This window comes from Dryocola boscaweniae, assembly GCF_025215095.1.
In the GTDB taxonomy this organism is placed as follows: Bacteria; Pseudomonadota; Gammaproteobacteria; order Enterobacterales; family Enterobacteriaceae; genus Dryocola; species Dryocola boscaweniae.
In genome coordinates this window covers 327,634-348,519 of sequence record NZ_JALHAP010000080.1, presented here as the reverse complement: position 1 = coordinate 348,519, position 20,886 = coordinate 327,634, and the positions used below count along the sequence as shown (strand labels likewise).

The following is a 20,886-nucleotide window of genomic DNA, read 5'->3' as shown; positions in this document are numbered from 1 at the left end:
GTGTTCCATCTTTTCCGGCAAGGTAGTGATTGACTACAGCTAATCTGGTTTCGAGGGAATATTTTGGCTTTGCCATAAAAAACTGCACCTTACTCAGTTGGGTATCCAACTTTTGGGGTGCAGTCCAGAAACCGGGCTTTTTTATAACTCTTAGCTGGCCTTGCGCTCGTGAGTCTGACGATATTCGACCAGATCTTCGATGGTCACAACGGCCATATTATGCTGGCGGGCAAAGGTGATGCATTCTGGCGCACGCGCCATGGTGCCATCGTCGTTAGTCAACTCACAAAGCACGCCGGCTGGTTTAAAACCTGCCAGGGAAACCAGGTCAATGGTCGCCTCAGTGTGGCCGCCGCGGGTTAACACCCCGCCTGGCTGAGCACGCAATGGGAACACATGTCCCGGACGATTCAGATCGCTGGGTTTAGCGTTATCAGCAATAGCTGCGCGCACGGTCGTTAAACGATCCGCCGCCGAAACACCGGTAGTCACGCCGTGTGCGGCTTCGATGGTGACAGTAAAACCGGTGCCGTAAGCGCTGGTGTTGTTCTCAACCATCATCGGCAGATCGAGCTGTTTGCGGCGTTCATCGGTCAGGCACAGGCAGACAATGCCGCTGCCGTGGCGAATGGTCAGCGCCATTTGCTCAACGGTCATGGTTTCGGCAGGGAAAATCATGTCACCTTCGTTCTCGCGATTTTCATCATCGAGAACCATCACGCCGCGGCCTTCGCGCAATGCTTTAAGTGCATGTTCAACGCGCTGAGTCGGGGTGCCAAATGCAGAAAGTAGCGTCTGATTCATGGTAAAAAAACCTCATTAAAATTATGGTTACCAGAATCAGGGCAGTCTTAGGAGCTATAAAAAATAACGTGGGCAGGCCGGGGCCTGACTTTGTCGTTACTCTCTCCCATCCGGACTTTAACCGTCGGCCCCGGAATCACACCGGATCTGCTGACCTCCGAAAAAATATTTCGGAGCGCTCGCGGGCTTTCAGCGTACGCTGATTTACCGCCGGTGGGGAGTTTCGCCCCGCCCTGAGAATAAGCAGACTTACTATAACGCCGATGATTTTCTCTGGCAACGGCATTTCCGGTTTATCACCTGGCAATCAGGCATTACAATTAAGTTATTCACGCAGGTTAAATGGAAACCACTATGATTGACCCGAAAAAAATTGAGCAGATTGCCCGTCAGGTCCATGAGTCGATGCCGAAAGGGATTCGTGAGTTCGGGGATGATGTCGAAAAGAAAATTCGCCAGGTTTTACAGGCGCAATTAACGCGTCTGGATCTGGTAAGTCGTGAAGAGTTCGATGTGCAGACCCAGGTGCTTCTGCGTACTCGCGAAAAACTGGCTTTGTTGGAACAGCGTTTAAACGAGCTGGAAAACCGTGAAGCTCATACGCCAGCGCCGGCGGTTATTCCACCAACCGACCCGCAGATGTAATACTTACTCCCCCATATGCTGGGGGAGTCTGTTTCTGTCAGGCTTCGTTATTCTGAATACGCTTGATGATATTCGTCGTTGAACAACCATCTTCAAAGTTCAGCACCATCACTTCACCGCCGTTCGCCCACACTTCTTTGCTACCGGCGATATCGTCAGGTTTGTAGTCGCCGCCTTTTACCAGCAGATCTGGCAGGATTTCACCAATCAGGCGCTGCGGGGTGTCTTCTTCGAACAATACAACCCAGTCAACGGCCTCCAGCGCGGAAAGCACGATCATGCGCTGATCCTGCGGGTTCACCGGGCGGGTTTCCCCTTTCAGGCGTTTGGTTGATGCATCGCTGTTTACAGCCACAATCAGGCGATCGCCAAGCTTGCGCGCATTCGCAAGATAGGAAACATGGCCCGCGTGCAGAATATCGAACACGCCGTTGGTCATGACAACTTTCTCACCGCGTTTACGAGCCGCAGCAACCGCAACTTTAAGCTCGGCTTCAGTCATTACGCCGAAACCGGTATCAGCACGGCCACGCACCGCATTTTCAAGCTCAATTGGGGAGACGGTAGATGTACCAAGTTTGCCGACTACCACACCCGCCGCAGCATTAGCAAAATAGCAGGCTTCTTCCAGAGAATTGCCCGCGGCAAGCGTCGCTGCCAGCACGCCAATCACCGTATCGCCAGCACCGGTCACATCATACACTTCCTGTGCCTGAGTCGGCAGATGAACCGGCTCAAGGCCCGGTTGCAACAGCGTCATTCCCTGCTCTGAACGCGTCACCAGCAGCGCGGAAAGATCGTAATCCGCAATCAGCCGCATGCCTCGTTCCACCAGTTCAGCTTCGCTTTTGCATTTCCCCACCACAGCTTCAAATTCAGACAGGTTTGGGGTCAGCAGCGTCGCGCCGCGATAACGTTCAAAGTCGGTGCCTTTCGGGTCGATTAGCACTGGTACTTTCGCAGCGCGAGCAAGGGTTATCATCTCGCGCACGCTTGCCAGCGCGCCTTTGGCGTAATCTGAAAGCACCAGCGCGCCAATGTGCGGCAGCGCCTGGCTAATGCGCTCGTGCAGCGGCTCGGGATCAACCCCTTCAAACCCTTCTTCAAAATCAAGGCGAATCAGTTGTTGGTTGCGGGAAAGCACGCGCAGCTTGGTGATTGTGGGATGAGTCGGCACGGAAACAAAGTCGCATTTAACGTTCACGCCAGCCAGCGTCTGGCTTAACGCACGAGCAGCGTCATCAATTCCCGTCAGCCCAACCAAGCGGGAATTAGCGCCGAGCGAAGCGATGTTCATCGCCACGTTGGCAGCGCCGCCAGGGCGTTCTTCAATGGTATCGACTTTCACCACCGGCACCGGGGCTTCCGGGGAGATACGGCTGGTTGGGCCATACCAGTAGCGATCCAGCATCACATCACCAACCACCATGACGCCTGCACGGCTGTATTCGGGCAGCGTTACTTTCATTCCTGACTCTCCAGAGAGGGAAAAAATTTTGCGCGAGATAATATCACATCAACCTCCTGACAAACCTCTTCGTCTTAAATCAGACGCAAGTCAGGATCATTTTCTTTGAAAATCAATACATTGATTTCCTGATTTGAAACACCATCCCAGAAAACCAATTTTGGGATGGCGGGCACTGATACCGCAATTACACTTCCGCGCGCGTTTGCGCCTCGCCCAGCCACGTTTGCCAACTGCGTTCAACCTGTTCGCGCTCGGCGGCAAATGCATCGGGCGCCACGTTGCCCGGCAACTCCTGCAAGGCCAGATGGTGCAGCTCATCGCGCAACGTGACGTAAGCATGCGTCAGCGCTTTCGCTTCGTCATCACTCATGATGTCGTTTTGCGCCATTAATTCCAGAATGCGCACATTATCAGACCAGCGCGTTAATTTTGGAGCCTGTGCCGCATAACGCAAAACCAGATACTGCGTGATAAATTCGATATCCGTAATCCCACCCTGATCCGCCTTAATATCAAAGCGATCGCGATGTTTACCGCCCAGGTGAGCGCGCATTTTTTCGCGCATTTCACGCACTTCAGTTTGTAGTTTTTTACCTTCACGCGGGGTACATAAAATCTGACGGCGAATGGCGTCAAACTCGCGATTCAGCAGCGGGTCGCCATAGACGATGCGGGCGCGTACCAGCGCCTGATGCTCCCAGGTCCATGCTTCATTTTGCTGATAATCAGCAAATGCCTCCGCCGTTGTGACGAGCATACCTGCCGCACCGGATGGACGAAGGCGGGCATCCACCTCATATAAAATCCCGGACGAAGTGCGGGTACTGAATAAATGAATCACTCGCTGCGCCAGGCGAAGATAAAACTGGCGACCATCGATTTCGCGTTCGCCGTCGGTCATCACATCCGCCGGACAATCGTGCAGGAAAACCAGATCAAGATCGGAACTGTAGCCCAGCTCCCAGCCGCCAAGCTTGCCATAACCGATAACCGCAAACCCGCGCCCTTCCCGGTCATGCAGATGTTTTGGCTGGCCGAAACGCGCCACCATTTGCGTCCACGCTTGCTGAACTACTGCGTCGATCATAGCTTCAGCAAGCCATGTCAGATGATCGCTGACTTTCATGACCGGTAGCGTTCCGGTCATATCGGCCGCAGCCACGCGCAGTAGCTGAGCCTGTTTAAACTGGCGTAACGCTTCAAGCTGCTGCTCTTCGTCGTCGTCCGGAACACGCAGCAGATACTGGCGCAACTCGTCTTTATAAGCGTCTGTCGCCGTTGGCTGATAGAGCGTGTTTGGATCAAGGAGTTCGTCCAGCAGCAGCGGATAACGCGCCAGTTGTCCCGCAATCATTGGCGACGCGGCACAAAGCGTAATCAGATGCTTGAGCGCGCCCGAATATTCCGTCAACAATTCGAGATAAGTTGTGCGGGTGACAATGCCCAGCAGCAGCGGAATCAGGCGCGATAGCGGCAGCGGAGCATCATTGCGCGAACACGCCTCGCACAGCAGCCGCGGCATAAGCTGATCCAGAACCTGACGGCCACGCGGACCAATGGTGCGTTTATCCGTATCCTGTCGAAACTCGGCGACCAACTTTAGCACTTCACCACGCGCTTCCGGTGTTAAATGACTGAGCACGGCGGTAGCCTCATCGGCATCCAGCGCATCCTGCCACAGCTCACGCCAGGCTTCGGCGATTTTATCCTCGCCCGCTTCCGGTTCGTCATCACCGATCAAATCGTTGAATACCTGGCGCACGTTATTCATCTGCGCCTGCAACGTTTGTTGTAATGAATCCCAGTTTTCTTCATTCATGCCCCAGGCAAGGCGCGCACGATTAAGCTCGTCGCCGGGCAACGTCTGGGTCTGTTCATCGTTGATGCTTTGGAGCAAATTCTCGAGGCGACGCAGGTAGAGATAGGCTTCGCGCAGCCGCTGTGCATCGTCTTCCGGCAGCAGATGAAGCTGTTGGATGGCCTCAAGCGTGGGCAGCAGCGAACGGGACTGCAGCGACGGTTCACGTCCACCGCGAATAAGCTGAAAGACCTGCACGATAAACTCGGTTTCGCGAATGCCGCCGGCGCCGAGTTTAATATTGTCATTCAGGCCACGGCGGCGCACTTCGCGGGCAATCATGCCTTTCATGTTACGCAGCGACTGGATGACGCTGAAATCAATGTAGCGGCGGAAGACAAACGGACGCAGCATATTGCGCAATTCCTGGCTCCACTTATCTTCTCTATCGCCCATAATGCGCGCCTTGACCATCGCGTAGCGTTCCCAGTCGCGCCCCTGCTCCTGATAATAATCTTCCAGCGCTGCAAAGCTCAGGACCAGCGGGCCGCTGTCGCCAAACGGGCGCAGACGCATATCCACGCGGTAGACGAAACCATCCTGCGTAGGCTGATCGAGCGTTTTGATAAGTTTTTGTCCCAGACGAGTGAAGAACTGCGCATTATCTAATTCGCGCCGCCCGCCCTGGGTCGAGCCGTTTTCCGGCCAGGCAAAAATCAGGTCGATGTCGGAGGAAAAGTTCAGTTCGCCGCCGCCAAGTTTCCCCATGCCAAGAATCATTAATGGTTGCGGAACGCCATCCTGATTACACGGCGTTCCCCATTCACGGCAACATGCGGCATAAAGCCAGTCGCGAGCGGCGACGATCAGCGTTTCCGCCAGCACGCTCAACTGTTGTAGCGAGTTTTCCGTTGAAACCTGTTGCAGCGTTTGCGCCCAGGCAATGCGTACCATAATGCGACGACGAAACAGGCGCAGCGCTTTCATCAATGCCGTCTCGTCCTGTACGCCCTGCAATTCACTTTGCAGCCAGGCGGCGTAGCGTTGCCACTCATCCGCCTCGGGAGGACTCTGCTCCAGTTCCAGCAGCCAGGCGGGGTAAGCCACCATGCTGTCGCAAACAAAATCACTGAATGTCAGTGCGGCCTGCGCTTCGGCGCTTAACTGCTGACGATCGATCTCTTGTGGCAGACGCGGCAATACCGCCTGCAGGTGCTGCTGTAAAAGGAGCGAGTGCGGCATCATATTATCTCATCATTTAATTATTTCCCGCTGTGCAACCAGAATGGCGCCTGCGAGATGGCTTCATTACGATAATGTTCAATTTCAACCTGCTGACGAGTAGTAATGGCATGGCGCAGCCCCTGCCAGTTCTCAAGCCACGGCAGGGTTATCGCGTCGTCATAGACACCGGCTAGCAGGCGAATGGAGTCGGTTTCACGCGCCAGACGTGGCAGTTGATCGCCATAGCTGTCGCCAAGCGGGCGCTGGAAGGTGTTGCGCAGCTCGGCTGCGTGACGGGAAAGATGGGTGTCCGCAAAACGTTTGAAGGAACCGGCAAGCTTAGCACTGCCTTTCTCATCAATAAATTCCTGCCACTGACGGTTCACCAGCCATTCGGTCAGCGCGAGTTTAGCCTGGCTGCTTTCCGGAGCATAAATCAGCTCTTCTGGCTTCAGGTTTTGAGCCAGCAGCGCTTCATAAGCCATCAACAGCTCGCGTAAGTGAGCACTCGCCTTACGGGGCACAATACCGCCGAACAGCGCCAGCGCATGGCGAACCAGAACCACTCCGTTAAGCATGGAGTTTTTCGCAGGTTTGCTGCCGCGCACCCACAGTTCTTCGTGGTATTGCCAATGTTCAAGCGCCATTTCCAGCGCGCCTTCCAGCCCCTGCTCAACCGTTGCTTTCGGCACAACGTGCAATACGCCCAGCGGTTTGATTTCACGAGGCGCATTGCCTGCCGCCAGATGATAACCGCGTGCGGCTTTACTCAGGTTCCCCTGGCGCAGGCCCGGCTGCGTCACCAGCCGCTGCGCCAGTTCAAGAACCGCAGACGTCTCGCCTGCGAGCAGTTCCAGCTCCAGCTCGCACAGCGGTTCGTTTAACTCTCCGGCTTTCACTTCACCCAGGTCCAGAGCAAGCTCAATCTTGCTTCCACGGTGAGTAACCACCCACTTTTCACGAGCGAAATCGGTGCTAAACAGCGGCTGCAATTCTGTCTGCAATACCGCAGGCGTTACGCCTTCCTGCCAGATTTCAGCGGGCAGCAACGAAAGGTCAAGTTCTGGCTTGCTGAGCTCGACGTTATATTCAGGACGTTGATGAAGTCCGCCAGTCACGCGACCGGCTACTTTCATGGTCATTTCGTAGCGGCCATCTACTCCGCGGATACGCAAACCCATATCGTGGCTACGCAGCGTGTTATCTGCCGTTTCGTAATAAATATTAAGCAGTTGGCGCGGTTCGCTGTGTTCGCTTTCAAGGGAATTTAGGGTATTGCGCAGATCGTCCAGCGCCGCTGGATTAACGATAAATTTGAGTTCGATTTCTTGAGGCATCGTCTTTTTACTTTTGGTTGCGGTCACACGGGATGACATCCCGGCGAACTAAATAGCTAGTTGCTGGTCAGTAGATAATATTTTGCCGTAAATTGCCACGCATCGCGCGCACTTTAACGAGCAGATATTCAACCGGAAAAGGGTTAACACCTTGTACAAGTGGCGAAATTCACACCAGGATGATTCTCATTCAGGTTTACGGATTGCACCGTCAGACTGATGCCACTACTATCGTTCCACACTTTATGACAATAATGACGAACTAATGCAGAAATTACGCCTGATTTGCCTTACTTTGCTTTCTCTTAGCGTAACCGTTGTGGCTCATGCCGAAGAAAAACGTTATGTTTCCGACGAATTGAACACCTGGGTTCGAAGCGGCCCGGGTGATAATTATCGCCTGCTGGGTACAGTAAACGCGGGCGAAGAAGTGACGCTTCTGCAAAGTAACGAAGAAACGAAATATGGCCAGGTGCGCGACAGCAACGGCCGCACCTCCTGGATCCCACTGGCTCAGTTGAGCACCAATCCAAGCCTGCGTACTCGCGTACCCGCTCTGGAACAACAGGTCAAAGACCTGACGGATAAGCTCACCAATATCGACACCACCTGGAATCAGCGCACCGCGGAAATGCAGCAAAAAGTCGCCCAGAGCGACAGCGTTATCAACGGGCTTAAAGATGAGAATCAACAGCTTAAAAACCAGCTAATCGTCGCCCAGAAAAAGGTAAATGCCGCAAACGTCCAGCTTGATGATAAGCAGCGCGCCATTATCATGCAGTGGTTTATGTATGGCGGCGGCGTGTTAGGCGTCGGCCTGCTGTTTGGCCTGCTGCTGCCGCATATGATCCCAAGCCGCAAGAAGAAAGACCGCTGGATGAATTGATCCGCAACCCTGTATCCTACAATTACGTATTATTCGTAATTTTTAGCAGACGCAGGGGTGTGAAGAGTGAAGATTTATCTGGTCGGTGGCGCCGTTCGTGATGGGTTGTTAAAACTACCGGTCAAAGATAAAGATTGGGTCGTGGTTGGCGCAACCCCGCAAGAAATGCTGGATGCTGGTTACCAACAGGTTGGGAAAGATTTTCCGGTATTTCTGCATCCAAAATCTCGCGAAGAGTACGCGCTGGCGCGCACCGAGCGTAAATCCGGGCAAGGTTATACAGGCTTCACCTGTTATGCCGCACCGGACGTTACGCTTGAGCAGGATTTACTGCGCCGCGATCTCACCATCAATGCCATCGCACAGGACGATCACGGCGAACTGGTCGATCCCTTTAACGGACGGGCAGATATTGAAAAACGCCTGCTGCGTCATGTCTCCCCGGCATTTAACGAAGATCCGCTGCGTGTTCTGCGCGTAGCGCGTTTTGCCGCACGTTACGCCCATCTTAATTTCCAGATAGCCCCGGAAACCATGACGCTGATGCAAAACATGGCCGAAGACGGCGAACTGGCGCATCTGACGCCTGAACGCGTCTGGAAAGAAACTGAAAATGCGCTGACCAGCCGCAACCCGCAGGTTTACTTCGACGTGCTGCGTAAATGCGGGGCGCTGGCCGTGTTGTTCCCGGAAATCGACGCGCTCTTTGGCGTACCTGCCCCGGCCAAATGGCACCCTGAAATCGACACCGGTATTCACGTGCTGATGACGCTTTCTATCGCAGCCCAGCTCAGCCCTGAGGTGGATGTACGTTTCGCAACGCTTTGCCACGACCTTGGCAAGGGATTAACCCCGAAAGAGTTCTGGCCGCGCCACCATGGCCATGGTCCGGCGGGAGTTAAGCTGGTAGAAAATATCTGCCAGAGAATGCGCGTGCCGAACGAGATTCGCGATCTGGCTAAACTCGTGGCGGAATACCATGACCTGATTCACACCTTCCCAATCCTGCAGCCGAAAACAGTGGTGAAACTTTTTGATGCTATCGACGCCTGGCGTAAGCCGCAGCGTGTTGAGCAAATCGCCTTAACCAGCGAGGCTGACGCGCGCGGGCGCACTGGTTTTGAAGGCAGCGATTATCCGCAAGGTAGACTGCTGCGTGCAGCCTGGGAAGCCGCTCAAAGCGTCACAAATAAAGAAGTGATTGATGCAGGTTTCAGCGGCCCGGCGATTCGGGAAGAGTTGACTAAACGTCGTATCGCAGCCGTTGCGAAGTGGAAAGAAGAACACTGCCCCCAGCCGCAAAGCTGAGGGCAACAGGCTTACATAAAGACGAAATAAACCGCTGCAGCAACAAAGAAGCGGTAGATGGCAAACGGAATAAACGACATACGTTTGATTATCTGCAGGAAGGTTTTGATGGCTATCAGAGCGACGATAAACGCGGTGACGAAGCCCACGGCAAACATCGGCAGATCGGCCATGGTCAGGAAGCCGATGCTCTTATAAACATCCAGCATCGTCGCGCCCAGCATCATTGGCACGGCCAGCAGGAATGAAAACTCGGATGCGGCATAGCGGCTCACGCCCATCAACATGCCGCCGGAGATTGTAGCGCCTGAACGAGAAAAGCCCGGCCAGAGCGCCAGACACTGGAAGCAACCAATCACAAACGCCTGACGATAAGTCATATCGTCCACCCCAACGGCGCGCGGTTCTTTTGGTTTTAGCAGTTCAGCGGCAATCAGCAATACGCCGCCGACCACCAGCGCGTACATGACGTTTATTGGGTTAAACAAAGATTTAATCGTATCGTGGAAGATAAGCCCCAGCACCACGGCAGGAACCATGCCCAACAGAATATGAATTAACGACAAACGACCTTTGCCCATGCCTTCATGAGGCGGATGGCCAAAATGAATGCCAATCAGACCGAACAGGCGGCGCCAGAACATCACTACCACAGCGAGGATCGAGCCGAGCTGAATAACCACTTCAAATGTTTCGGCGGTGTCACCTTCAAATCCCAGCAGGTGTCCGACAATAATCATATGCCCGGTAGACGAGACAGGCAAAAACTCCGTTAGCCCCTCAACAACACCGAGAATCGCGGCAATCGCCAGCGAGTGAAAATCGCTCATTAATAAACCCTCATACCCCTGAAAAACACAAAAAAACGGCGAGCGAGATACGGCCGCCGTAAAAGGTTACTGGCTATGACCAGATTAGACACGTTTGGTTTAATAATTATGAACTTATTTGTTTGCTTTCGGATTACTGCCACGCTCGATGACGACGCCGACATTTGCCGCCTGAGCAACCGCGCCAGGCTTGCTGACTTTCAGGCGAACCCAGGGTGAATTAAAGCGCGCCAACAGCAGTTGGGCCACCTCTTCCGCCACGCGCTCGACCAGGGCGAAACGGCCGCCGGAAACGTGGCTGATAACCGCTTCGCTGACATCCGCATAGCTCAGACAATCGTTCACGTCATCGCTACCGGCGGCCGTGCGGTTATCCCACGCCATTTCGATATCGAATATCAGCTTCTGATCAATGGTTTGTTCCCAGTCATACACACCGATAGTGGTGATTACCGTTAGTTGCTCTATAAATACAATGTCCATCACGCCCTGCCTGCTTTTTGGTTGCGCCAGATACCACTTCCGGCGAAATATGCGTATTATCCACAAATGCGAAGAATACAACGACACTTTCAAAATGGAACAGCGTTATGAGTGCAATCGCGCCTGGCATGATTCTCCTCGCGTATCTTTGCGGCTCAATTTCTAGCGCCATTCTGGTTTGCCGACTCGCGGGTCTCCCGGACCCAAGAGAGAACGGTTCAGGTAACCCAGGTGCGACAAACGTCTTACGTATTGGCGGCAAAGGCGCAGCCGTAGCGGTACTTATTTTTGACGTCTTAAAAGGCATGCTGCCGGTCTGGGCGGCATATGCGCTGGGCGTGACTCCATTCTGGCTCGGGCTGATCGCTATTGCCGCATGCCTGGGACATATCTGGCCCATTTTCTTTAAATTCCGCGGCGGAAAAGGCGTAGCAACGGCATTCGGCGCCATTGCGCCTATTGGTTTCGACTTAACCGGCGTGATGGCGGGAACCTGGCTTCTTAGCGTGCTGCTCAGCGGTTATTCCTCACTTGGCGCAATTATCAGCGCGCTCATCGCGCCGTTTTACGTCTGGTGGTTCAAACCGCAGTTCACTTTTCCGGTTGCCATGCTCTCCTGCCTGATCCTGATGCGTCATCACGATAATATTCAGCGTTTATGGCGCGGCCAGGAAACCAAAATCTGGAAGAAACTCCGCAAAAATAAAGACAAAAAAAAGGAGTGATTTCTCACTCCCTTTTTATTGATTCGTTATGTTTACGCCGCAGGTAATTCTGCCAGCGGCCAGCGCGGACGCACCGTCACGCTTAGTTCTCCCGCCGTTCCCGCTTTCAGACGAATCATGCCCGCATAGGCAATCATTGCGCCGTTATCGGTACAAAATTCCGGCCGCGCGTAAAACACTTCGCCACGACGTTTAGACATTAACTCTTCCATACGCGCCCGCAGAGTACGGTTAGCGCTTACGCCGCCCGCCATAACCAGCCGTTTGAAACCGGTCTGTTCGAGCGCGCGTTTACACTTAATGGCCAGCGTATCAACCACCGCATCTTCAAAAGCGCGGGCGATATCGGCGCGAGTCTGGTCGTCTGCTTCGTTACCGCGAATGGTATTTGCCGCAAAAGTTTTCAGGCCGGAGAAGCTGAAATCAAGCCCCGGACGATCCGTCATTGGACGCGGGAAGACGAAGCGCCCTTCCGTGCCCTGAGCGGCCATTTTCGACAGCATCGGGCCGCCGGGGTAATCCAGTCCAAGCAGTTTGGCCGTCTTATCAAAGGCTTCGCCTGCGGCATCGTCAATGGATTCGCCCAGCAGCTCATACTGGCCAATGCCGGTAACGCTAATCAACTGCGTATGACCGCCGGAAACCAGTAACGCGACAAACGGGAACGCCGGAGGATTATCCTCCAGCATTGGCGCTAACAAATGCCCTTCCATATGATGCACCGGCACGGCAGGCACATCCCAGGCGAACGCCAGCGCGCGGCCAACCGTTGCCCCCACTAAAAGCGCGCCGACCAGCCCCGGACCGGCGGTATAGGCCACGCCATCGATATCCCGGGCGGTTAAACCAGCCTCTTTCAATGCAGCCTGAATCAACGGCACGGTTTTACGCACGTGATCGCGGGAGGCAAGCTCCGGCACCACGCCACCGTAGTCAGCGTGCAATTTCACCTGACTATACAACTGATTGGCTAACAGCCCTTTCTCATCGTCATAAATGGCGATGCCGGTTTCATCACAGGATGTCTCTATACCCAGTACACGCATGGCTTTCTCTACCTCAAAGTCTTGCGGCGAAGTTTATGCTCCCGGGCCTCCGTTGTATACCCTATAGCATTTGAGTTACAGCAAGGCGGCAAGGGAGTGAGTCCTCAGGAGCTTACTAAAGTAAGTGACTGAGGTGACAAATCTGTCGGGAACAGATTTGAACGTTGCAAGCAACGGCCCCTCAGGGGTGAGCCACAGGATGTGCCGAATAACGGAGTGCCGCCAACGCCGCTGTAGCTCAAAGGATGACGGGTATTAAAACTTTGCTCACCTTGCGCGCTCATGTGGTGTATAATCCGCACCCCTGGAAGATTCCGGCCTTAAAAGCCAGGTTTCTGGTTGTCCGGTGCTTTACAAAGCAGCAAGAGTTGCAGTAAAATTCCGCACCATTTTGAAATAGCTGGCGCATCAGTCAGCGGCAAACCGAATTTATCAAAGGTGAGAGTTAATGCCGGTAATTAAAGTACGTGAAAACGAGCCATTCGACGTAGCACTGCGTCGCTTCAAGCGTTCTTGTGAGAAAGCAGGTGTTCTGGCGGAAGTTCGTCGTCGTGAGTTCTATGAAAAACCGACTACCGAACGTAAACGCGCTAAAGCTTCTGCTGTGAAACGTCACGCGAAGAAACTGGCTCGCGAAAACGCACGCCGCACTCGTCTGTACTAATTGCCTGGGGGTTTACCCCTCCGGAACAGACAAGTAGTAGTTGTAAAGGCCGTGCTTCCGAAAGGAATGCGCGGCTTATTTTCGTTTATGAACTGACCTGCCCTACAGGTTCCTGATGCGGCTTTATAAGCTCGACAGACAAACTTACGGGGTTAAACGGGGCCTATGGCTGGACGAATTCCACGTGTTTTCATCAATGACTTGCTGGCTCGTACCGACATCATCGATCTTGTCGATGCGCGCGTTAAGCTCAAAAAGCAAGGCAAAAACTACCATGCGTGTTGTCCGTTCCATAACGAAAAAACCCCTTCTTTCACCGTAAACGGTGATAAACAGTTTTACCACTGCTTCGGTTGCGGAGCGCACGGCAACGCGCTGGATTTTTTAATGAACTACGACAAGCTTGATTTTGTCGAAAGCGTTGAAGAATTAGCGGCCATGCATAACCTGGAAGTCCCGTACGAAGCGGGTAACGGGCCAAGCCAGATCGAGCGCCATCAGCGACAGAATCTGTATCAGTTGATGGATGGCCTGAACGCCTTTTATCAGCAATCCCTGGCGCAACACAGCGCGGAACCTGCCCGTCAGTATCTGGCAAGTCGTGGATTAAGCGCAGAAGTCATCAAGCATTTTGCTATAGGTTATGCGCCTCCCGGTTGGGATAACGCCTTAAAACGTTTTGGCGGCAACGCCGAAAATCGTCAGGCGCTGACGGACGCGGGTATGCTGGTGACCAACGACCAGGGTCGCAGTTACGATCGTTTTCGTGAAAGGGTGATGTTCCCCATCCGCGACAAGCGAGGCCGGGTAATAGGTTTTGGTGGCCGCGTGCTGGGCGATGCCCTGCCGAAGTACCTGAACTCCCCGGAAACCGATATTTTCCATAAAGGCCGCCAGTTGTATGGCCTGTATGAGGCTCAGCAAAGCCAGCCTGAACCAGCGCGGCTGTTGGTGGTCGAAGGCTATATGGATGTGGTGGCCCTGGCGCAGTACGGCATTTCTTACGCCGTCGCATCGCTTGGCACCTCAACCACCGCTGACCATATCCAGTTGCTGTTTCGGGTCACCGATAACGTCGTCTGCTGTTATGACGGCGATCGCGCCGGACGTGACGCAGCATGGCGCGCGCTGGAAACTGCGCTACCTTATATGACGGATGGCCGCCAGTTACGCTTTATGTTCCTGCCGGACGGAGAAGACCCGGATACGCTGGTTCGTAAAGAAGGAAAAGAAGCGTTTGAGGCACGGATGGAACATGCCCAGCCGCTTTCTACGTTTCTTTTTAACAGCCTGATGCCGCAGGTCGATTTGAGTTCGCCGGATGGCCGTGCGCGACTGAGCACGCTGGCCTTACCCCTGATTAGTCAGGTACCTGGTGAGACATTGCGCATTTATCTGCGTCAGGAACTGGGCAATAAACTCGGCATTCTGGACGACAGCCAGCTTGAAAAGCTCATGCCAAGGCTTGCACAAAGCGGTACGCCGCGCCCGGCGCCTCAGCTAAAACGCACAACCATGCGTATACTGATAGGACTGCTGGTACAAAACCCAGAGCTGGCACCTTCTGTTCCGCCGTTAAGCGGTCTGGAAGAGGCTAAACTGCCGGGACTGAAATTATTTATCGATTTAGTGAATACCTGTCTTGCCCAGCCAGGACTGACCACGGGGCAGCTTTTAGAGCAGTATCGCGGCACAAATGAAGCCGCTACCCTTGAAAAACTGTCAGCCTGGGACGATATAGCAGATAAGGATATTGCAGAAAAAACGTTCACCGACGCACTCGAACACATGTTTGATTCAGTGCTGGAGTTGCGTTTTGAAGAATTGATGGCACGCTCCAGAACCGCGGGATTAACCCCAGCGGAGCGTGAGGAAGTCCGCGTGATAACAGAATCACGCACGAAAAAATAAATACTCGCGGCTTAACTGCCGAACATTGATCGGGTCAAACCCGAACGCCGCACGGATGGGCAGCGGCATTAAAACAAGTCAGCCCTCGTTACGTTATTGTTGGCGGCAACGCCTACCGACACAACCCTAATACTGAAGTGTGGATACCGTCTTATGGAGCAAAACCCGCAGTCACAGCTTAAACTTCTTGTCCAACGTGGTAAGGAGCAAGGCTATCTGACCTATGCTGAGGTCAATGACCATCTGCCGGAAGATATCGTCGACTCCGATCAGATCGAAGACATCATCCAAATGATCAATGACATGGGCATTCAGGTGATGGAAGAAGCACCTGATGCCGATGACCTGTTGCTTGCTGAAAACTCAAACAACACGGACGAAGATGCGGAAGAAGCTGCCGCTCAGGTTCTGTCCAGCGTAGAATCGGAAATCGGGCGCACCACCGACCCGGTGCGCATGTACATGCGTGAAATGGGAACCGTTGAACTGTTAACCCGTGAGGGTGAAATCGATATTGCTAAGCGTATCGAAGACGGTATCAACCAGGTTCAGTGCTCCGTTGCTGAATATCCGGAAGCCATCACCTACCTGCTTGAACAGTACGATCGCGTTGAAGCTGAAGAAGTGCGCCTGACGGATCTGATCACCGGTTTCGTTGATCCTAACGCAGAAGAAGATCTTGCCCCTACCGCCACTCACATTGGCTCTGAGCTAACCAGCGAAGAAAACAGTGATGACGACGATGAGGAAGAAGATGAAGACGATGCGGACGATGACAACAGCATCGATCCGGAGCTGGCTCGCGAGAAATTTGGCGATCTTCGGACCCAATATGAAAAGACTCGTGACACCATCAAAGCGAAAGGCCGTGCTCACGCCGACTCTGCCGCAGAGATCCTGCAACTGTCTGAAGTCTTCAAGCAGTTCCGCCTGGTGCCGAAGCAGTTCGATTATCTGGTAAACAGCATGCGCGTCATGATGGACCGCGTTCGTACCCAAGAACGTATCATCATGAAGCTGTGTGTTGAGCAGTGCAAAATGCCGAAGAAAAACTTCATCACGCTGTTCACCGGCAACGAAACCAGCGAAACCTGGTTCAATGCTGCTATCGCCATGAACAAGCCGTGGTCTGAAAAACTGCGTGACGTATCTGAAGACGTGCATCGCAGCCTGCAAAAACTGCAGCAGATTGAAGAAGAGACCGGCCTGACTATCGAGCAGGTTAAGGACATCAACCGTCGCATGTCTATCGGTGAAGCAAAAGCCCGCCGCGCGAAGAAAGAGATGGTGGAAGCAAACTTACGTCTGGTTATTTCTATCGCCAAGAAATACACCAACCGCGGTCTGCAATTCCTTGATTTAATTCAGGAAGGTAACATCGGCCTGATGAAAGCCGTTGATAAGTTTGAATATCGCCGTGGGTATAAGTTCTCAACTTATGCAACCTGGTGGATCCGTCAGGCTATCACCCGTTCCATCGCCGACCAGGCGCGTACCATCCGTATTCCGGTGCATATGATTGAGACCATCAACAAACTCAACCGTATTTCACGCCAGATGCTGCAAGAGATGGGACGCGAGCCAACGCCGGAAGAGCTGGCTGAACGCATGCTGATGCCGGAAGACAAAATCCGCAAAGTGCTGAAAATCGCTAAAGAGCCAATCTCCATGGAAACGCCAATCGGCGACGATGAAGATTCGCATCTGGGTGATTTCATCGAGGATACTACCCTCGAGCTGCCGCTGGATTCTGCGACCTCTGAAAGCCTGCGCTCTGCAACGCACGACGTGCTTGCCGGCCTGACCGCACGTGAAGCGAAAGTCCTGCGTATGCGTTTCGGTATCGACATGAACACCGACCATACGCTTGAAGAAGTGGGTAAACAGTTCGACGTTACCCGCGAACGTATCCGTCAGATTGAAGCGAAAGCTCTGCGCAAACTGCGCCACCCAAGCCGTTCTGAAGTACTGCGTAGCTTCCTGGACGATTAATTTTATCGCCCTTTTAAAGCCCTCCTCGCGAGGGCTTTTTATTGCCTGTCTACTGCCGAAACAACCTCCGTGTTACCTGCCACGCGCCATTAACGACTGATCCAGCTCACGGTAAGACTCGACAAGCTTGTCCAGGGTCGCACGATTCAGACCGCTGGGATTGGGCAAAATCCACACTTCCGTATCGCCAATAGTAATATTCTGTCTGCCCCACTTCGCCCCACGCTGGCTAAACGCCTGCTCAAAAGCCTGCTTGCCCAACACGGCCAGCGCCATCGGCTGGTAGTCCTGCATCTTTGTGATTAGCTCACGACCGCCTGCACGCAGCTCGTGCAGCCCTACCTCGCTCGCCTGAACGGTTGGTCGCTCAACCAGCATGGTAATGCCGCAGCGCGTATCCAGCAGATGTCGCTCTTCTTCCGGCTTTAACTGCCGCTCGGTAAAACCAGCAAGATGAATCACCTTCCAGAAGCGATTTCCGGGATGGGCAAAATGAAATCCGGTGTGCGCCGAAGACTTGCCAGGGTTAATACCGCAGAACACAACCCGCAGCCCTGGTTGTAAGATATCGCCGATCATGACATTTCTCATCGTTATAGATATTGAGCCAAGTATAAGAGATTGATAAAGCATTGTTTATAAAACAAGCATATGTCACGCAATCACTGGATTGGCGTCCCGAGTTCCATTATAATCCAGCGCCACGGCCCCTTAGCTCAGTGGTTAGAGCAGGCGACTCATAATCGCTTGGTCGCTGGTTCAAGTCCAGCAGGGGCCACCAAATTTAAGTAGTAAATACATACAGTTATGCCACTCTCACGAGTGGCTTTTTTGTTTTTAGCAATCTATGTCCCCCTTTCTGTCAGTTAACAGCCTCCGCTCATTTTGCTATTCTCGGGTATCTTGAAGCTATTTCACTTTCTATAAAAACATTAAAAAACAATCAATAAGGAACGCCTGTGAACGCCCAAAGCGAGATGTTTAAAAAAGAAATTGCGTGGACTTGCCGCCATATGGTTCGTACCCTAAAGCAGGTGCAGGCGCTTCCCGACTTAAGCCACGTGCGGCTGGCCTGCAACATGCATCTCGATCTGAAAATGATCCCGCTGGTAGAAGGCCTACTGAAGAAGAATGCCAAAGTCTTTCTGACCACCTGTAACCCGACTACCGTGCAGGACGAGGTTGTCGCATACCTTGCCGAGGCAGGAGCCGAAGCCTGCGCATGGCGCAATATGAGCGACGCCGACTGGCGTGATTCATGGGAAAAAGCGATTGCCTGGCGCCCGACTCATCTGTGCGAAATGGGGGCGGATATCACTACTCTGCTGCATCAGCGCGGCGAGTTCGGGGATGTTGTCGCCTGTCTGGAAGCAACCGGTTCTGGCGTGAATCGTCTTGCGGATCTGCGTCCCGGCTACCCTATTTTTAACTGGGATGATTTGCCGGTTAAAGAAGGGCTGCACAATCGCCATATGGTGGGGCTGACCGCCTGGCAAACCTTCTTCCAGACCACCCACCTGACGCTGCATGAAAAGAAAGTGCTGGTGATTGGCTATGGCCTGGTAGGCCAGGGCGTTGCCGCAGCGGCAAAAGCCTATGGCGGCCAGGTGATGGTTGCGGAACTCGATCCTGCTCGCCGCCTGCAGGCTGCCTATGATGGCTGGCACGTAGTGGATATTCATGACGTTATCGCCGCTGCGGATGTTATCGCCACCGCAACCGGTGCGAAAAAAGTCGTTAGCGCAGCCGTGCTGGATAAAGCGAAAGACGGCGTGTTCGTACTTAACGTGGGTCACGTCGCCGAAGAGATCGACTGCGAATACTTAAAGCAGTTCCCCAATGAAGAAGTGATGCCGTTTATCAACGCCTACCAGTTGAATGGCAAAACGCTCTACCTGATGGCGAACGGTTCCATGCTGAACCTGACCGCCGGATTCGGCGACAGCCTGAACGCCTTTGACGTGACCCTGGCCGTGATGGCAAGCGGTATCAAACACATTGTTACCGCAGGCCAGCAGGCGGAAAAAGCTGTCTATTTGCTGCCGCAATCCGTCTGGGAACAGGCGCTGTAATCTTCTGCATTAACAACATACCGGCGGGACAAGGATAAAAAGGCCACTGCTGACCAGGCGGCTTTTTTATTGCCGCCGGACGCTATGGCAAGGTTGATTCACCCGGACGTCAGAACCCTTGATGTCGCCTGCAAATATCCCTGCAACAACAATGTTAGCTGCTTCGCAAGACAGGCTTCAAACCCTGGTTCAGCAAGCCCTTCCAATAACGTTCTCACCGGCCCGACCAGCGCTCCCAGCGCAATAGTGGCGGTAACGCCAGGATTAGCAAAATCAGCATCCGTGGCGCTGGCCAGCATCTCTGCCACTGCGGTAACCAGCCGCTCATGCATCATGGCGACCAGCCTGGCGCCGTCCTGTTCGCCCGCTACCGCATACAGCGCTTTTGACTCTTGCGGATCGCGAAGCTTGGCGGTCAGGAACGCCGTCACCAGCACAGAAGCCATATCCGCAACGGGTTGATTGCAGGCTTTCTGACAGGCTGCTTCAACCGCCGACGCCACCTCATTCAGATGTTGCTCCAGCACCGCCACCAGCAAAACATCCCGGTTGGGATAATACTGATACAGGCTGCCCACCGATATTCCGGCCCGGCTGGCAACCCGGGTGGTGGTGCAGCGGCTCAGCCCTTCCCTGGTTAAAACCTGAATGGTTGCGGTATGCAAAGCAGCAACGGTTGCGGCAGATCGTGCCTGAACCGGCGTTTTTCGTGGCTTTAGAGAGTCTGTCATGGCGCGCCCGAATGCGAATTCTAAACCTGAAGGATGCTTCATATACTTGTACTTCTTAGCAAACGGTAAATCAATAAGTGAGGCAGGAATGGCAGCTATCGACAAAAGCGGCACGTTCACATTAGGGTCGCGCACGGTAAAACGCCTGGGCTATGGCGCTATGCAGCTTGCGGGCCCTGGCGTATTCGGTCCTCCGAAAGACAGGAATGCTGCGCTGGCGGTGCTGCGCGAAGCGCTAGCAGCAGGCGTTAACCATATTGATACCAGTGATTTTTACGGTCCGCACATTACCAACCAGCTTATTCGTGAAGCGCTGTATCCTTACCGGGATGACCTCACTATTGTCACCAAAGTGGGAACAAGGCGCGGTGATGACGCTTCCTGGCTGCCCGCTTTTTCCGCTCAGGAACTGACGCAGGCGGTACATGATAATCGGCGTAACCTGCAGTTGGACGTCCTGGATGTCGTCAATTTGCGCGTCATGTTCGGTATGAGTGAGCCGATGGAAGGGTCAATAGAAGAGCAGATCGCCACGCTTGCAGAATTACAGCAGCAGGGGCTGATACGGCATATCGGCCTGAGTAACGTCACGGCGGCGCAGCTTGCCGAAGCGCAAAAAGTTGTCTCCATCGTCTGTGTACAAAATATGTACAACATTGTTCACCGGAAAGATGACGCATTGATTGATAACCTTGCCCGGCAGAACATAGGCTATGTGCCGTTTTTCCCGCTCGGCGGCTTTTCACCATTACAGTCATCGGCGCTACAGGCGGTAGCAGATGAGCTGGAAGCCACGCCTATACAGGTGGCGCTGGCATGGCTGCTGCACCGATCGCCGAATATTTTGCCGATCCCCGGCACCTCTTCAGTCGCGCATCTTCACCAGAACCTGGCGGCGGCTGAACTTATATTGCCGCAAGAGGCGCTGGATACGCTAAATAAGATCGGGGAATAACGTT

Annotated in this window: 18 protein-coding genes, 1 tRNA gene and 1 riboswitch; of the genes, 10 read left to right on the top strand and 9 right to left on the bottom strand. The window is 53.6% G+C overall.

The annotated features are described in order from the left end of the window. Positions 1-150: 150 nt before the first annotated feature. Complete coding sequence (gene ribB, locus MUA00_RS15670) at positions 151-804, bottom strand: 3,4-dihydroxy-2-butanone-4-phosphate synthase (protein WP_271123945.1); 654 nt, start codon at positions 802-804, stop codon at positions 151-153. A 94-nt stretch (positions 805-898) separates the two neighbouring features. Next, positions 899-1,049, bottom strand: a riboswitch (FMN riboswitch). A gap of 109 nt (positions 1,050-1,158) precedes the next feature. Here ribB and ubiK point away from each other — a divergent pair. Continuing rightward, positions 1,159-1,449 (top strand): ubiquinone biosynthesis accessory factor UbiK, encoded by a 291-nt coding sequence (gene ubiK / locus MUA00_RS15665; RefSeq protein WP_271123944.1) that lies wholly within the window; start codon positions 1,159-1,161, stop codon positions 1,447-1,449. 37 nt (positions 1,450-1,486) lie between these two features. Here the strand turns inward: ubiK and hldE are convergent, their stop codons facing one another. From hldE to MUA00_RS15650, 3 genes are all read right to left on the bottom strand, one after another. Beyond that, positions 1,487-2,917 (bottom strand): bifunctional D-glycero-beta-D-manno-heptose-7-phosphate kinase/D-glycero-beta-D-manno-heptose 1-phosphate adenylyltransferase HldE, encoded by a 1,431-nt coding sequence (hldE, locus tag MUA00_RS15660; RefSeq protein ID WP_271123943.1) that lies wholly within the window; start codon positions 2,915-2,917, stop codon positions 1,487-1,489. A 187-nt stretch (positions 2,918-3,104) separates the two neighbouring features. Continuing rightward, positions 3,105-5,963 carry a bifunctional [glutamate--ammonia ligase]-adenylyl-L-tyrosine phosphorylase/[glutamate--ammonia-ligase] adenylyltransferase gene (gene glnE, locus MUA00_RS15655; protein WP_271123942.1) on the bottom strand — a complete coding sequence of 953 codons (2,859 nt, stop codon included), beginning with the start codon at positions 5,961-5,963 and terminating at the stop codon, positions 3,105-3,107. A gap of 17 nt (positions 5,964-5,980) precedes the next feature. Beyond that, entirely contained in the window at positions 5,981-7,279 is a 1,299-nt protein-coding gene (locus tag MUA00_RS15650; RefSeq protein ID WP_271123941.1) for a CYTH domain-containing protein, read from the bottom strand. A 265-nt stretch (positions 7,280-7,544) separates the two neighbouring features. On the opposite strand from MUA00_RS15650, the gene MUA00_RS15645 reads away from it, so the two are divergent. Together MUA00_RS15645 and MUA00_RS15640 are read left to right on the top strand one after the other, a co-directional pair. Beyond that, positions 7,545-8,165: a TIGR04211 family SH3 domain-containing protein gene (locus tag MUA00_RS15645; protein ID WP_271123940.1), complete on the top strand. Its 621-nt coding sequence runs from the start codon at positions 7,545-7,547 to the stop codon at positions 8,163-8,165. A gap of 66 nt (positions 8,166-8,231) precedes the next feature. Next, positions 8,232-9,473 (top strand): multifunctional CCA addition/repair protein, encoded by a 1,242-nt coding sequence (locus tag MUA00_RS15640; RefSeq protein WP_271123939.1) that lies wholly within the window; start codon positions 8,232-8,234, stop codon positions 9,471-9,473. Between the two features lie 11 nt (positions 9,474-9,484). Here MUA00_RS15640 and bacA read toward each other — a convergent pair whose 3' ends face one another. Then, positions 9,485-10,303, bottom strand: a complete 819-nt coding sequence (gene bacA / locus MUA00_RS15635) for an undecaprenyl-diphosphate phosphatase (protein WP_271123938.1) — start codon at positions 10,301-10,303, stop codon at positions 9,485-9,487. 114 nt (positions 10,304-10,417) lie between these two features. Next, the gene (folB, locus tag MUA00_RS15630) at positions 10,418-10,786 is read right to left on the bottom strand and encodes a bifunctional dihydroneopterin aldolase/7,8-dihydroneopterin epimerase (protein WP_271123937.1); all 369 of its coding nucleotides are present in this window, start codon (positions 10,784-10,786) and stop codon (positions 10,418-10,420) included. 107 nt (positions 10,787-10,893) lie between these two features. On the opposite strand from folB, the gene plsY reads away from it, so the two are divergent. Beyond that, positions 10,894-11,511 carry a glycerol-3-phosphate 1-O-acyltransferase PlsY gene (gene plsY, locus MUA00_RS15625; protein WP_271123936.1) on the top strand — a complete coding sequence of 206 codons (618 nt, stop codon included), beginning with the start codon at positions 10,894-10,896 and terminating at the stop codon, positions 11,509-11,511. 32 nt (positions 11,512-11,543) lie between these two features. On the opposite strand, the gene tsaD is transcribed toward plsY, so the two are convergent. After that, positions 11,544-12,557 (bottom strand): tRNA (adenosine(37)-N6)-threonylcarbamoyltransferase complex transferase subunit TsaD, encoded by a 1,014-nt coding sequence (gene tsaD, locus MUA00_RS15620; RefSeq protein WP_271123935.1) that lies wholly within the window; start codon positions 12,555-12,557, stop codon positions 11,544-11,546. A gap of 448 nt (positions 12,558-13,005) precedes the next feature. On the opposite strand from tsaD, the gene rpsU reads away from it, so the two are divergent. The 3 genes from rpsU (at position 13,006) to rpoD (ending at position 17,124) form a co-directional block, all read left to right on the top strand. Continuing rightward, on the top strand, positions 13,006-13,221 hold the full coding sequence (gene rpsU, locus MUA00_RS15615) for a 30S ribosomal protein S21 (protein ID WP_001144069.1): 216 nt from the start codon (positions 13,006-13,008) through the stop codon (positions 13,219-13,221). 165 nt (positions 13,222-13,386) lie between these two features. Then, a complete protein-coding gene (gene dnaG / locus MUA00_RS15610; protein WP_271123934.1) occupies positions 13,387-15,132 on the top strand; it encodes a DNA primase in 1,746 nt (581 codons plus the stop codon). A gap of 153 nt (positions 15,133-15,285) precedes the next feature. Next, positions 15,286-17,124 (top strand): RNA polymerase sigma factor RpoD, encoded by a 1,839-nt coding sequence (rpoD, locus tag MUA00_RS15605; protein ID WP_271123933.1) that lies wholly within the window; start codon positions 15,286-15,288, stop codon positions 17,122-17,124. Positions 17,125-17,196: 72 nt separating this feature from the next. Here rpoD and mug read toward each other — a convergent pair whose 3' ends face one another. Continuing rightward, a complete protein-coding gene (gene mug, locus MUA00_RS15600) occupies positions 17,197-17,703 on the bottom strand; it encodes a G/U mismatch-specific DNA glycosylase (protein WP_271123932.1) in 507 nt (168 codons plus the stop codon). A gap of 126 nt (positions 17,704-17,829) precedes the next feature. Between mug and MUA00_RS15595 the strand changes: the two genes are divergently transcribed. Further along, positions 17,830-17,905: transfer RNA gene (locus MUA00_RS15595), tRNA-Ile, on the top strand. Between the two features lie 196 nt (positions 17,906-18,101). Continuing rightward, on the top strand, positions 18,102-19,196 hold the full coding sequence (locus tag MUA00_RS15590) for an adenosylhomocysteinase (protein WP_271123960.1): 1,095 nt from the start codon (positions 18,102-18,104) through the stop codon (positions 19,194-19,196). 98 nt (positions 19,197-19,294) lie between these two features. Here MUA00_RS15590 and MUA00_RS15585 read toward each other — a convergent pair whose 3' ends face one another. Beyond that, the gene (locus MUA00_RS15585; RefSeq protein ID WP_271123931.1) at positions 19,295-19,927 is read right to left on the bottom strand and encodes a TetR/AcrR family transcriptional regulator; all 633 of its coding nucleotides are present in this window, start codon (positions 19,925-19,927) and stop codon (positions 19,295-19,297) included. 88 nt (positions 19,928-20,015) lie between these two features. On the opposite strand from MUA00_RS15585, the gene MUA00_RS15580 reads away from it, so the two are divergent. After that, entirely contained in the window at positions 20,016-20,882 is an 867-nt protein-coding gene (locus MUA00_RS15580) for an aldo/keto reductase family oxidoreductase (RefSeq protein WP_271123930.1), read from the top strand. Positions 20,883-20,886 lie beyond the last annotated feature (4 nt).

What these genes read in the sequence shown, in the direction of transcription:
- ribB (WP_271123945.1), bottom strand. Translation starts at nt 804, where the DNA reads ATGAATCAGACGCTACTTTCTGCATTTGGCACCCCGACTCAGCGCGTT.
- ubiK (WP_271123944.1), top strand. Translation starts at nt 1,159, where the DNA reads ATGATTGACCCGAAAAAAATTGAGCAGATTGCCCGTCAGGTCCATGAG.
- hldE (WP_271123943.1), bottom strand. Translation starts at nt 2,917, where the DNA reads ATGAAAGTAACGCTGCCCGAATACAGCCGTGCAGGCGTCATGGTGGTT.
- glnE (WP_271123942.1), bottom strand. Translation starts at nt 5,963, where the DNA reads ATGATGCCGCACTCGCTCCTTTTACAGCAGCACCTGCAGGCGGTATTG.
- MUA00_RS15650 (WP_271123941.1), bottom strand. Translation starts at nt 7,279, where the DNA reads ATGCCTCAAGAAATCGAACTCAAATTTATCGTTAATCCAGCGGCGCTG.
- MUA00_RS15645 (WP_271123940.1), top strand. Translation starts at nt 7,545, where the DNA reads ATGCAGAAATTACGCCTGATTTGCCTTACTTTGCTTTCTCTTAGCGTA.
- bacA (WP_271123938.1), bottom strand. Translation starts at nt 10,303, where the DNA reads ATGAGCGATTTTCACTCGCTGGCGATTGCCGCGATTCTCGGTGTTGTT.
- folB (WP_271123937.1), bottom strand. Translation starts at nt 10,786, where the DNA reads ATGGACATTGTATTTATAGAGCAACTAACGGTAATCACCACTATCGGT.
- plsY (WP_271123936.1), top strand. Translation starts at nt 10,894, where the DNA reads ATGAGTGCAATCGCGCCTGGCATGATTCTCCTCGCGTATCTTTGCGGC.
- tsaD (WP_271123935.1), bottom strand. Translation starts at nt 12,557, where the DNA reads ATGCGTGTACTGGGTATAGAGACATCCTGTGATGAAACCGGCATCGCC.
- rpsU (WP_001144069.1), top strand. Translation starts at nt 13,006, where the DNA reads ATGCCGGTAATTAAAGTACGTGAAAACGAGCCATTCGACGTAGCACTG.
- dnaG (WP_271123934.1), top strand. Translation starts at nt 13,387, where the DNA reads ATGGCTGGACGAATTCCACGTGTTTTCATCAATGACTTGCTGGCTCGT.
- rpoD (WP_271123933.1), top strand. Translation starts at nt 15,286, where the DNA reads ATGGAGCAAAACCCGCAGTCACAGCTTAAACTTCTTGTCCAACGTGGT.
- mug (WP_271123932.1), bottom strand. Translation starts at nt 17,703, where the DNA reads ATGATCGGCGATATCTTACAACCAGGGCTGCGGGTTGTGTTCTGCGGT.
- MUA00_RS15590 (WP_271123960.1), top strand. Translation starts at nt 18,102, where the DNA reads ATGTTTAAAAAAGAAATTGCGTGGACTTGCCGCCATATGGTTCGTACC.
- MUA00_RS15585 (WP_271123931.1), bottom strand. Translation starts at nt 19,927, where the DNA reads ATGACAGACTCTCTAAAGCCACGAAAAACGCCGGTTCAGGCACGATCT.
- MUA00_RS15580 (WP_271123930.1), top strand. Translation starts at nt 20,016, where the DNA reads ATGGCAGCTATCGACAAAAGCGGCACGTTCACATTAGGGTCGCGCACG.